This is a genomic window from Deinococcus depolymerans, from assembly GCF_039522025.1.
GTDB lineage: Bacteria > Deinococcota > Deinococci > Deinococcales > Deinococcaceae > Deinococcus > Deinococcus depolymerans.
The window spans coordinates 1-12,181 of record NZ_BAAADB010000032.1 but is presented as its reverse complement, the minus strand read 5'-3'; the positions used below and the strand labels follow the sequence as shown (position 1 = coordinate 12,181).

The following is a 12,181-nucleotide window of genomic DNA, read 5'->3' as shown; positions in this document are numbered from 1 at the left end:
CCTCCAGCGCACACCGGCGATGGCGATTGGGCTGACCGATCGCGTTTGGACGCTGCGAGCGTGGCTGTCACGGCCTCAAGGCGTTCCCTGTCGGGCATAGTTCCAGCCAACTACCTTTCACTCGATGAATACGCAAATAGGAACAGAAATAGCAGCGGATAATTTCCGGATCAGCTCTACACCGCCAGTCACGCGACCCGGCAGGTGGGGGTGGGGCAACAGGAGCACCCATGACCGAATACGGGCGCGCACCTGCCGCTGCGCGATAGGCCCGAGGAGTCGGCGTCCGGGCGGGTCGCGGCGGCCTTCAGGTCGCGCCGCCCGTGATCGCGCAACGGGTCTGGGGCGGTCACTCCTTCCCGCTCTCTGAATATCGATATTCAGGAGAGCAGCTGAACGAGTTCCGCGATCAGGCGCTCGGCCCTCGCGCGCTGCTTTTCCGGCAGGACCGCGAGCCGGGCCGGTGACAGCTGACGTCGCAGGTCCCGCAGGGTGTCGCCGGCTGCGGCCGGGCGGGGGTTCTGCCGCGCACGGATCTGCGCCCGGACCTCCGCCTGGGTCCAGTCCTGCGCCACCGCCTCCGACACGAGTTCCGCGTGCAGGGCAGCGGGGGCGCGGGCGATCAGCAGCGCCTTGGAGTACGCCAGTTCGCCGCGCTCGACCGCCGCGCGCATGGGTTCTTTGAGGGCCAGGACCGGCAGGCCGTTCACCACGAACGACACCCACTGCTCGCCGCCCAGCTGCGCGAACAGCTGCTCGGTCATCTGCACGTCCTCCGGGTGGGCCTGCGGGTTGGCACGCATCTGCCGCAGGTGCGCCGGTACCTCCTGCACATCCAGATTCAGGGTGCGCGCCAGCAGCGTCAGTTTGCCCGTGACCTCCTCGAAGCGGTTCAGGTCGGCGCGCTGCAGGTTCTCCAGGGTGGCGATCACCTCGAGTTCGTCATCCGAGATGGCCTGCACGATCACCGGGATCTCGCGCCGCCCGGCCAGCCGGGACGCCCGGTAGCGCCGCTCGCCGAACACGATCTCGAACTGCTCCCCCGAGGGCCGCACCATGATCGGTTGCAGCACGCCGCGCTCGGCGATGCTGGCCGCCAGATCCTGAAGCTGCTGCGGATCGAAGTGCCGGCGCGGCTGGCGTGGGTTGGGCACGATCAGGTCCAGCGGCAGCGTCTGCGGGGCGCCCTGCGGGACGCCGGCCCCGTCCTGCGCCGTGAACGACTGCGCGCGCTCCAGCAGGTTCGTGAGGCGCGGCCCCTTGCGCCCGAAGGCGTTCATGCCGGACCGCCCATGGCGCCCAGGATCTCGTCCCAGATCTCCCGGAACTGCGCCAGCTCGGTGGGCGATCCGCCGAACACCTTCTCGTAGGCGCTGAGGGACCGGACGACCGTCTCCAGGCGCGGGTGGCTGTTCAGGGCGGCGTTCGCCTCGTGCGCCATGCCCTTGCGGGCGTCGAAGCGGTTGAGGACGATCGCGTAGTTGAAGCGCGGCAACGCGGCCTCCAGGTCGGCCAGCAGTTCCAGCGTGGTCGCCAGCCGGTCGATGTCCATCCCGGTCGGCAGGACCGGCACGAGCACCACGTCCGCGACCGTCGCGGCGCTCTTGAGCACCTCGCGGTTGTTCGGGGGCGTGTCGATCACCACCGTCTGCCCGGCCTGCGCCAGCTGCCGCGCCTGCCGCATCAGGCTGTTGCGGTCGGCGGCCTGCACCCGGAACGGCAGCGTGACCCCCTCGGCCTGCGCGTGCTGCTGCCAGCGCAGCGCACTGACCTCCTCGTCGGCGTCCAGCACGACGACCGCCTCTCCGGTCTGCGCGATGGCCGCCGCAAGGTGCATGGTGAGCGTCGTCTTGCCCACCCCGCCCTTGAGCGAGGTCAGCGCGATGATGCGCGGCCGCGCCGACATCGGCGCCGGGACGCCCGGCACGATGGTCGCCATCGGCTGCCCGTGCCGGGTCACGGTGACCGGCTGACCCGTCTCGCTGACCTCGCGCAGCACCTCCGGCAGTTCCTCCCGCAGGGACCGCACACCCACCCGTTTCGACGTCATGCCTGAAGTGTACACATGTGTACACACCTACTCAACCGTGCCCGCAGGCCCGGCGGCGCGCTACGCTGCCCCCCGTGCGCATTCTGGAACTGGATACCTGGCCCCGCCGTCATCATTTCAACCTGTTCAGAACCTACACCCAGCCGGACTTCAACGTGACCGCCCCGGTCGACGTGACCGCCTTCCACGCCCAAGTCCGGGAGCGCGGCGCGTCCTTCATGGTCGCCACCACCTACGTCCTGGCGCGCGCTGCGAACGAATTCCAGCCGTTCCGCTGGCGCATCCGTGGCGAGCAGGTGGTCGAGCACGACGTCGTGCATCCCTCCGTCACCGCCGCCGAGGAACACGACGAGCTGTTCCGCTTCTGCGCCCTGCCGTACAGCCCGCACGCCCCCACCTTCCTGAGCGGCGCGGCCGACGCCCTGCGCGCCAGCCGCGAACAGCCGCACGTCAGCATCACGCCCGGCCAGGACGAACTGCTGTACCTGTCCAGCCTGCCCTGGCTGGCCTTCACCGGCATCACTCACGCGCAGTCCCTGACGCCGCCGGACTCCATTCCGCGCCTCACGACCGGGCGCTTCACGCCGCAGAACGGGCGGCTGACCATGCCGCTGTCCGTGCAGGTGCACCACGCCCTGATGGACGGCCGCCACGTCGCCGAGTACTTCGGCCGGGTGCAGACCCTCCTCGACGACCCCGGCCTGCTCGGTCCCGCCCCGGTCTGATACGGACTCCGCTTGCAGGGGCTGCAACGGCCCTTCCATCCGAGCGGCTGCGACTCGGAGAGCTGCTCCGCAGAGGAGGAGAGAAACGCCCCTCCGGGCGTGGCGTTGGCCACCCGGTGCTGTCTCGGATTGTCAGGGAAACAGACGGAATCCGTATGACGCCGGGAGAACCGTTCAGCCGGGGTCGCGTTCGCCCGGCGCGGGCAGGGTCCAGCTGAACGTGCTGCCTTCACCCACCGTGGACTGCACGGTCAGGTCGCCGCCCAGGGCGCGGGCCAGGCCGCGCGCCACGGTCAGGCCCACGCCGCTGCCCTCGCCGCGCGTGCGGGCCGCGTCGGCCCGGAAGAACCGCTCGAACACGCGTTCCAGGTGCTCCGGCGCGATCCCGCACCCCGTGTCCTGCACCGTGATCTGCACCCGGCCCGCCCGGGCGTGCGCGCTGACCTGCACCTGCCCACCCGGCGGCGTGTGCCGCAGCGCGTTGCCCAGCAGGTTGCCCAGGATCTGCGCGGCGCGTTCCGGGTCCGTCCAGACCGGGATGGGGGAGGCCGGGATGGGGGAGAGCGGCCCGACCCGCAGCGTCACCCCCCGCTCCTCGAAGGGCAGGGCGAAGCGCTGCTGCGCGTGCTCCAGCAGCGTTCGCGCGTCCGTCACCTGTGGCCACAGGTCCACCTGCCCGGCCTCCACGCGGCTGACCAGACTCAGGTCGCGCGCCAGGCGTTCCAGGCTGCCCAGCTCCCGGTGGATGGCACTCATGGCGTCCTGGCTGCTCATCAGGCCGTCCTGCGTGGCCTCCACGTACCCGCGGACAGCCGCCACCGGCGCACGCAACTCGTGCGCGACGTTCCCGATCAGGTCCACCCGGCCCTGCTCCACCCGCGCCAGGGTGCCGGCCATGACGTTGAAACTGTGCGCCAGGTCGGCCAGTTCGTCCTGACCGGACTCCGGGAGTCGGCGGCTGTACTCGCCGCTGGCCAGCGCGGCGCTGCCCGCCTGCAGCGACCGGACCGAGGCCGTCACGCGGCGCGCCGCGATCCAGGCGGTCGCCGTGGCGACCAGCAGCGCCAGCGGCAGCGCGGTCAGCAGCGCCCGCGTGAGGGTCTGGCGCATGCCCAGGCTCAGGTCCTCGCGCATGCCGGCCCCCGCCCCGCCCATCTGCCGGACCATCTCGTCCACGTGACGCTGAATGAACGGGTGCGCGGCCAGCTCGGCCGTCAGGACCAGCACGGTCCCCATGGCCGTGATCACGGCCAGGTGACTGAGCAGCAGACGCGGAAACAGGCGCACCCCGCCACGCTATCCCAGGTGCCCGCCGCTGTCGAACACCGCGGCCCCCGCTTTACACAAGCTGAACAGGCGCTCTCTAGGGTGACGGCATGACAGCCACCTTCCGCGCCTCCCTGATCACCCTGACCCTGACGGCCCTCACCCTGAGCGGCCCGTCCGCGCAGGCCGCCATGCCCGGCATGCACCACGCCGCGACTGGAACGGGCGCGTCCGACCTGGGTAACCTGCCCCACCTGCAGGGACAGGCGTTCGACCGGGCCTTCCTGAGCATGATGGTCCCGCACCACCAGATGGCCGTGGACATGGCCCGCGCCGCGCTGCCCCTGAGCCGGGACGCGACCGTGAAAGCCTGGGCGACCGCCGTGATCCGCGACCAGACCCGCGAGATCACCCAGATGAACAGTCTCCTCAAGGGCCTCGGCAGCAACAGCGCCATGGCCAACCACATGAAGGGCCGCATGACCGGCATGGCCGACTCGGTCCGGAAGGCCAGCAACCCGGACGTGGCGTTCGTGCAGGGCATGCTGCCGCACCATGCGTCCGCCATCGACATGGCGAACCTGGCCCTGCAGCGCGGACAGGACGCCCGTGTCCTCACGCTGGCCCGGAGCATCATCACCGCCCAGGCCACCGAGATGCTCGGCTTCCGCACCTGGCTCAGCAAACGCGGGCTGTAAGAACGCCTGAGACGGACTCCGATTGAATGGGCTGCAAAGGCCATTCAATCCGAGCGGAGCGAGCAGGAGAGAAACGGGTTCCGGACGTGGAGTTGGCAGATCGGTGGTGTTCCGATCTGTCAACGAAATAAACGGAATCCGTATGAGACGGACGGCCGTCCGTTTCGCTCCTCCCCTGCGGCGCAGCTCTGCGAGGCCGCTCGGATGGAACGGTTCTGGCCACCCATTCCGTTGGAGTCCGCATGAGCCGGATGGCGGGTGCGCGCCCATCCCGGCCCGTCTGGTCCGGGAAGGCGTGCCCACCCGGGTAACCCCGGGCCGCACAGCGCGGCGCTGCGGCGTGCGTGGAAGCGCAACGGACGCCATGAACCCATTCATCCGGGCTGTTATCCTGCGGGCCGGCCGGGGAGGAGCGGGTTCACGGCGTCACCTCATACGGACTCCGATTGAATGGCTTACAAGGCCATTCAATCCGAGCGGACCCGTAGAGCTGCGCAGCAGAGCGAGCAGGAGAGAAACGCCCCTCCGGACGTGGAGTTGACAGATCGGTGGTGTTCCGATCTGGGAACGAAACAAACGGAATCCGTATCAGGAGGCCCGCTGCGGCGCCCCTGCGTCCCGAGGTCCCCGCATCCAGGCCGCGTCCACACCCCCGCCCGCACGTCCCGGAGTGTCCCCATGCCCACTGTCCTGATCGTTGACGATGATCCCGCCATCCTGGAAATCCTGCGGGCCTACCTGAAAGCCGACGGGCACACGGTCCTTGAGGCCCGCACGGGGCCGGACGCCTGGGAACAGCTGCCACGCGCCGACGTGGCCGTCCTCGACTGGATGCTGCCCGGCACCTCCGGCGTGCAGGTGGCCCGTGACGCCCGTGACGCCGGCCTGACCCTTCCCCTGCTGATGCTCACGGGCCGCGGGGAGGAAGAGGACAAACTGCGCGGCCTGGACGGCGGTGTGGACGATTACGTCGTCAAGCCGTTCAGTCCGCGTGAGGTCACGGCCCGCGTCCGGGCGCTGCTCCGCCGGGCCGGCGTGCAGACGGCGTTCAGCGTGCGGGACCTGCACGTCGACCTGCGCGCCCGCGAGGTGCGGCTGGCCGGACGGCGCGTGGAACTCTCGAAACTGGAGTTCGACCTGCTCAGCACCATGGCCCAGCACACCGGCATGGCCTGGTCCCGCGAACGCCTGCTCGAGCGCGTCTGGGGCCCCGATTTTCCCGGAACCGAACGGGTGGTGGACGTTCACATCACTGCCCTGCGCCGCAAGCTGGGGGAGACGCTGGACACGCCGCGGTTCATCGAGACGGTCCGGGGGATCGGGTACCGCTTCCGCGAGGACGAGACGGAAGAGGCGTGATGGACTCGGATGGAACGGGTTGCCAGAACCGTTCCATCCGAGCGCAAAGGACTCACAGAGGCCCCCCAGAGGAAATGGCGCCCTGCCTCAGCCGTGCCGGACTGTGGCCAGCGTCCAGTCGATTTCCGGGGAGGCGTCAGACTGTCTGCCATGCCCGCCTCCCCGTTCCAGTTCGACAACACCTACGCGCGGGACCTGCCCGGCTTTGCCGTTCCCTGGCAGCCGGCCACCGTGCCCGCGCCGAGCCTGCTGTTCTTCAACCGGGACCTGGCCCTCGAACTGGGCCTGGACCCTGACGTGCTGGATGGCCCTGACGGCGCCGCGATCTTCGCCGGCAACCGGGTCCCCGAGGGGGCCGAGCCGCTCGCGCAGGCGTACGCCGGTCACCAGTTCGGGGGGTTCTCCCCACAACTCGGCGACGGCCGCGCCCTGCTCCTCGGCGAGGTCATCGACCGCCTCGGGAGGCGCCGTGACCTGATGCTCAAGGGTTCCGGCCGCACGCCCTTTTCCAGACGGGGCGACGGCAAGGCCGCCGTCGGACCCATGCTGCGCGAAGTCCTGATCGGCGAGGCCATGCACGCCCTCGGCCTCCCCACCACCCGCGCCCTCGCCGTGGCCGCCACCGGCGAGACCGTCTACCGGGAGCGGGCCCTGCCCGGCGCGGTCCTGACCCGCGTGGCGGCCAGTCACCTGCGGGTCGGCACCTTCGAGTTCTTCAGCGCCCGCCGGGAGACCGACCGCGTGCGGCAGCTCGCCGACTACGCCATCGCCCGGCACGACCCGGACCTCGTCGGAACGGACGACCGGTATCTCGGCCTGCTGCGCCGGGTCGCGCAGCGGCAGGCGGCACTGGTGGCGGCATGGATGAACGTCGGATTCATTCACGGCGTGATGAACACCGACAACGTCGCCATTTCCGGCGAGACGATCGACTACGGCCCGTGCGCGTTCCTGGAGGCGTACGACCCGGACGCGGTGTTCAGCTCCATCGACCACGGCGGACGGTACGCCTACCGCAACCAGCCGCCCGTGACCCGCTGGAACCTGGCGCGGCTGGCCGGGACGCTGCTGCCCCTCATCGCCGGTGAGGACAGTCAGGACGCCATGTCGGAGGCCACCGGGCAGGCGACCGGGGTGATCGACGCCTTCCCGGAGTGGTACGGGGGTGCGCTGCTGACCGGCCAGCGCGCGAAGCTGGGCCTGCAGGGCGGGGACGACCCGAGCGACCGTGCGCTCGCGCAGGACTGGCTGACCCTGCTGCAAGACCAGCGGGTGGACTTCACGCTCGGGTGGCGCAGGCTGGCCGACGCGGCGGACGGGGACGGGGGGCCGCTGCGGGCGCTGTTCACCGACCCGCAGGCGCCGGACGCCTGGCTGGCCCGCTGGCGGGTACGGGCGGGAAGGGAGGGCAATGCGGCGGTGGACTGGAAGGACCGGGCAGAGCGGATGCGCCGGGTGAACCCGGCGGTCATTCCGCGCAACCACCGGGTCGAGGAGGCGCTGGCGGCCGCGTCCGACCACGGGGATCTCGGGCCGTTCCGGCGGCTGCTGGCAGCTGTTCAGCGGCCGTACGACGAGACGCCGGAACAGGCGGCGTACCTCGAACCGGCCCGCGCGGAGGTGACGGCCTGTTACCGCACCTTCTGCGGCACCTGACCGGGACCGCCCGCTCCCGTCCCCACAGGACCTCCCCATGTGCACGGCACCTGCCGGACCCGGACCCGAGATGAACGCCACCCTCGCCCCGGCGCGGCTCCGCGCGGCGCTCCCGCCTTACACGGACTGCCGTTTGTTTCGTGCACAGATCGGAACACCACCGATCTGTCAACTCCACGTCCGGAACCCGCCCAGCTCCTTCTCTGCGGAGCAGCTCTCTGAGTCGCATCCGCCCGGATTGAACGGCTTTGTCAGCCATTCAATCGGAGTTCGTATCAGTGGGTCGGCAGCTCCATGGCGGCCGTTTCCTCGTAGGGCTGCACGACCACGAACCCGTCTCCCTGGAACGCCATCTGGAGGGTTTCGCCGCCGCCCCGTCCGAGCATGGACCTCAGGTCCTGGCTGACCCGCAGGTCCGGGCGCAGGTGTTCACTCCAGGCGATGGTGGCGTTGGGGTCGGTGAAGATGGGTTCCTGCGGCGTGACCCGCAACGTCAGGGGCTGGCCGTGACTGAGGATCGCCACGAGGCCGTGCCCGCGCACCTGCACGCTGAACAGGCCGCCGGCCACCATGCCCGCCACGGAGCGCTGCATGGTGATCTCGTGGGTCACGGTGTCCTCGAAGGCGAGCAGGTCCTTGCCGTTGACGTTCAGGGTGTCTCCCGACAGACGGATGATCGAGATTTCCTTGCCCTGGTCGGCGAGGTAGCACACGCCCTGCCCCTGGATGCTCACCAGGGGGCCCATCTCGCCGCTGCCCAGGCGCATGGCGGCGCCCAGCAGCGCGCCCATGCCGCCCCCGGAGCGCACGCCGCCCATCAGGTCGCGCAGGGTGCTGGCCCGCTGGAATTCCAGGCGACCCCGGTAGGCGACCATCGCACCGATCTTGCTCCAGACGCGGCCGTTGACTTTCACCTCGAGCATCTTGCTGGATTCCAGTTCGAACACGTGGCCCGGGCGGTCCTGCTCGGCGCTGCCGCGCAGGAAATCCGCGACACTGGTGCCCTGCCCCGTGCCGGCTGGTGCGGGGGGGACCGGTGCCGGCTGGGCGGGCGCTGGCGGGGCAGGGGAGGGCGGCGTGACCGGCGGTGGGGCGGGTGCCGGTGGGACCGTGGCGGCGGGCGGCGCGACCGTCGGGTCCGCCACCTGACCGCCGAAATACCCGAGCAGCGAGTCCAGGCCGCCCTGGAAGCCCTGCGCCACACTGCCCACGCGCCACTCGCCGGAATGCCGGTACAGTTCGGCGATCATCAGGGCGCGTTCGGCGGTGAAGAGACTGCCGCGCAGCACGACGGTGGCCCGCTCGGCGCCCTGTGGGTCCTGGAGGGCGAGTCGCAACTGCCCCAGGCGGCTCATGGGTGACTGGTCGTGCGAGATCACGAAGACCAGTCGCTCGATGCCTGGCGGCAGGGCCGCGAGATCCAGGTCGAAGGTGGCGAGGGACCCATCGAGTTGCAACGTCACCTCGCCTGCCGGACTCTGAAGCTGGTTGTAGAACACGAAGTACCGGTCGTCCCGGAGCTGGCGTTCGTGGTTCAGGCCGAAGACGCTCACGTCGCCCTGCGCGAGGTCGTGGCTGACCTGGACGCGCAGGCGGGAACCCGAGATGAATTCGGACAGGTTGCGTTTCTCACCGGGTTGAAGCTGGGTCATGGGAAAACCTCGCAGGAGGGAAGCGGACGACGGCCGGATGGTGGACGTCCAGTCTAACGGGGCGTCCGGTGCGGGTGACTGCCCGGGAGCGGGGGGGGGTTGCGCCGGGAGCCGTGTGATTCACCATGTGACGGTCATGGAAGCGCGGAGACGTGGGTGGTCCGGCGCGTCGGTGCGTCTACCCTGTCCACATGGCCACCCTCGTGATCGTCGAAAGTCCTGCCAAGGCCCGCAAGATCGCCGGGTACCTCGGGCGGGACTACGTGGTGCGCGCCTCGCTCGGGCACGTGCGCGACCTGCCGGGCTCGAAAGGCGAGATTCCCGAGCGGTACCGCGCCGAACCCTGGGCGGCGCTGGGTGTGAATCCCGAGACCTTCGCGCCCATCTACGTCGTGCCGGCCGGTAAGCGGGCCACCGTGAAGGAACTCCAGCAGCTCGCGGCACGGGCCGACCGGGTGCTGTTCGCGTCGGACATGGACCGCGAGGGCGAGGCGATCTCATACCACCTCAGCCGCCTGCTGAAGATCGATCAGCCCACCCGCATGGTCTTCACCGAGATCACCGCTGAGGCCCTTCAGGCGGCGCTGCAGAGGACGAGGCCGCTGGACCTGCACCTCGTGGCGGCGCAGGAGGCCCGCCGGGTCATCGACCGGCTGGTGGGGTACGGGGTCAGTCCGCTGCTGTGGGGCAGCGTGGGCGGCGGGCTCAGCGCGGGGCGCGTGCAGAGCGCGGCGCTGATGCTGCTGTCTCAGCGGGAGATGGCCCGCATGCGCTTCAGGCCCGCGACGTTCTGGTCGATCCGCGCGGACGTCCTGACCCGCCCGAAGTTCACGGCAACCGTCACGCAGGTCCGCAGCAGCGAGCACCCGCAGGGCCTGCCGGTCGCGCGGGCAGGCGACTACACCCAGGACGGCGTGCTGAAGGGCGGCGTGCGGGTGCTGGAGATGACGGACGAACAGGCCCGCGCCCTGAGCGCCTACCTGGACGGCCGGGAAGCCAGTGTGACGCACGTGGAGGTGACCGAGACCCGCTCACGGCCCGCACCGCCGTTCATCACCAGCACCCTGCAGCAGGCGGGCGGGCGGCTCAACCTCAGCGCCAAACAGGTCATGGACACCGCGCAGCGGCTGTACGAGGGCGGGTACATCACCTACATGCGCACCGATTCCCCGGCCCTGTCGGACGAGGCGCTGACCGAGGCGCGGCGGGAAGCCACGCGCCTCTTCGGCCCGGCGGCCGTGCCCGCACAGCCCCGGCAGTACGCGACCCGGAACAAGAATGCGCAGGAGGCCCACGAGGCGATCCGCCCGTCCGGGACGACCTGGCGCCCCCCGGACACCGTGGGACTGGGCGGGGACGAGCTGGCGGTGTACACCCTGATCTACCAGCGCACCGTGGCGTCCCAGATGAATGATGCGGTGTTCGACAGGACGGTGGTGACCCTGACCTGCGGCGCGGCCACCCTGAGCGCCCAGGGGCGGGTGCTGAAGGAGGCGGGGTACCTGCAACTCCTGCAGGAGGAGGACGAGGAGAAGGACGATCAGCGCCTCCCGGCCCTCCAGGTGGGGCAGCAGGTGCCACTCAAGGCCAGACCGCCGGAGGGGAAGAAGACGTCCGCCCCGACGCGGTACTCCGAGGCGACGCTGGTGCAGGCGATGGAGAAGGCGGGAATCGGGCGGCCGAGCACGTACGCGCAGACGCTCGCGACCCTCCAGACGCGCGGGTACGTCCGCCTGACCGGCCGGCACCTGTCCGTGACGGCGGTGGGGCTGCTGGTGGCGACGTACCTGGCGCGGCAGGTGCCGGAGGTGATGCGTGGGGACTTCACGGCGACCATGGAGGCCGGGCTGGACGACGTGGCGGCCGGGGGAACGACGCGCGTGGCGTACCTGACGCGCTTCTGGACCCAGGGGCTGGCGCCGACGATCCGGCGGGCGTCGCGGGACGCGCCGAGTCTGCCGCTGCCTCACCTGGAGGCCACGCGGCTCCGCGCGACGGGCAGTGGACCGCATCTGGTCCGCGGGGGGCAGAGCGTCCCGCTGCCCACGGAGGTCATTCCTGCAGAGCTGGATGACGCGCAGGCGGACGCGGTCATGCAGGGGACCTGGGTCCCGAGGAAGCCCCGGCCGGCCCGTGAGAAGCGCGCTGCGGACGACGGAACCTCGCGCAAACGTAAGCCGGCCGGGCCCGGCGGGTCCCGCTCCCGCGGGGACGAGAGCGGCAGGTGAGGGGCGCGGCCCTGACCGTTCCCGGGTCCGCCGACCGGGGCGCGCGCGGCGGTCGCCCGCTCCTGACGGCCCCTTGACAGTTTGCAGGGTGGCGGATACCTTTTAAGGCCTGTCTGCCGCCCTGGTGGGTTGTGGACAGGCTTCTTGAGGTGGGTCTCTCGTGTTGAGAGGCTGACCGGTCCAGGGAGCGCGCCGGGAAACGCAAGTGACCCTGCGCCTCGGATGCTCAAGAAGGATGAGTAGGGTGTTGACAAGCTTTTAAGAAGCGCCTATACTCACTGAGTTGCTGAAGGAGATCCGGACGCAACGAAGGAGCCTCCAAAGCTCCGCGAAGCATGACAACGAGAGATACTTGAGATGCAAAGGCCAGTCCGACAGGGCTGGGCGAGCGGAACACCACCCCGGTGTTCTCCAGATTCGCGAAACGGACAGAGTCTTTCGGGATGAAGTCAAAACGGTACCCAATGGGTACAGCCATGCGCAAGCAAGGCATCAAACACATCGATACCGCTCCGCTTGCGGAGCGTTATGGAACCATTCTTTGGAG

Annotated in this window: 9 protein-coding genes; 5 read left to right on the top strand and 4 right to left on the bottom strand. The window is 70.1% G+C overall.

Annotation, left to right across the window (positions count from 1 at the left end; all coding sequences use genetic code 11):
• Positions 1 to 380: 380 nt before the first annotated feature.
• Together ABDZ66_RS16870 and ABDZ66_RS16865 are read right to left on the bottom strand one after the other, a co-directional pair.
• A complete protein-coding gene (locus tag ABDZ66_RS16870) occupies positions 381 to 1,280 on the bottom strand; it encodes a ParB/RepB/Spo0J family partition protein (protein WP_343761429.1) in 900 nt (299 codons plus the stop codon).
• Positions 1,277 to 2,050: a type II toxin-antitoxin system prevent-host-death family antitoxin gene (locus ABDZ66_RS16865; protein WP_343761427.1), complete on the bottom strand. Its 774-nt coding sequence runs from the start codon at positions 2,048 to 2,050 to the stop codon at positions 1,277 to 1,279. Before ABDZ66_RS16865 ends, ABDZ66_RS16870 begins: the two co-directional genes overlap by 4 nt.
• A 74-nt stretch (positions 2,051 to 2,124) precedes the next feature.
• Here ABDZ66_RS16865 and ABDZ66_RS16860 point away from each other — a divergent pair, with 74 nt between their 5' ends.
• Positions 2,125 to 2,775 (top strand): CatA-like O-acetyltransferase, encoded by a 651-nt coding sequence (locus ABDZ66_RS16860; protein ID WP_343761425.1) that lies wholly within the window; start codon positions 2,125 to 2,127, stop codon positions 2,773 to 2,775.
• Between the two features lie 174 nt (positions 2,776 to 2,949).
• Here ABDZ66_RS16860 and ABDZ66_RS16855 read toward each other — a convergent pair whose 3' ends face one another.
• A complete protein-coding gene (locus tag ABDZ66_RS16855; protein ID WP_343761423.1) occupies positions 2,950 to 4,062 on the bottom strand; it encodes a sensor histidine kinase in 1,113 nt (370 codons plus the stop codon).
• Between the two features lie 89 nt (positions 4,063 to 4,151).
• Between ABDZ66_RS16855 and ABDZ66_RS16850 the strand changes: the two genes are divergently transcribed.
• The 3 genes from ABDZ66_RS16850 (at position 4,152) to ABDZ66_RS16840 (ending at position 7,754) form a co-directional block, all read left to right on the top strand.
• Positions 4,152 to 4,739 carry a DUF305 domain-containing protein gene (locus ABDZ66_RS16850; RefSeq protein ID WP_343761421.1) on the top strand — a complete coding sequence of 196 codons (588 nt, stop codon included), beginning with the start codon at positions 4,152 to 4,154 and terminating at the stop codon, positions 4,737 to 4,739.
• A gap of 678 nt (positions 4,740 to 5,417) precedes the next feature.
• Positions 5,418 to 6,098: a response regulator transcription factor gene (locus tag ABDZ66_RS16845; RefSeq protein WP_343761419.1), complete on the top strand. Its 681-nt coding sequence runs from the start codon at positions 5,418 to 5,420 to the stop codon at positions 6,096 to 6,098.
• A 150-nt stretch (positions 6,099 to 6,248) separates the two neighbouring features.
• A complete protein-coding gene (locus tag ABDZ66_RS16840; protein WP_343761417.1) occupies positions 6,249 to 7,754 on the top strand; it encodes a protein adenylyltransferase SelO in 1,506 nt (501 codons plus the stop codon).
• A gap of 275 nt (positions 7,755 to 8,029) precedes the next feature.
• Here the strand turns inward: ABDZ66_RS16840 and ABDZ66_RS16835 are convergent, their stop codons facing one another.
• Entirely contained in the window at positions 8,030 to 9,406 is a 1,377-nt protein-coding gene (locus ABDZ66_RS16835) for an AIM24 family protein (protein WP_343761415.1), read from the bottom strand.
• A 191-nt stretch (positions 9,407 to 9,597) separates the two neighbouring features.
• Between ABDZ66_RS16835 and topA the strand changes: the two genes are divergently transcribed.
• The gene (gene topA / locus ABDZ66_RS16830; protein ID WP_343761413.1) at positions 9,598 to 11,634 is read left to right on the top strand and encodes a type I DNA topoisomerase; all 2,037 of its coding nucleotides are present in this window, start codon (positions 9,598 to 9,600) and stop codon (positions 11,632 to 11,634) included.
• The last annotated feature ends 547 nt before the right edge of the window (positions 11,635 to 12,181 follow it).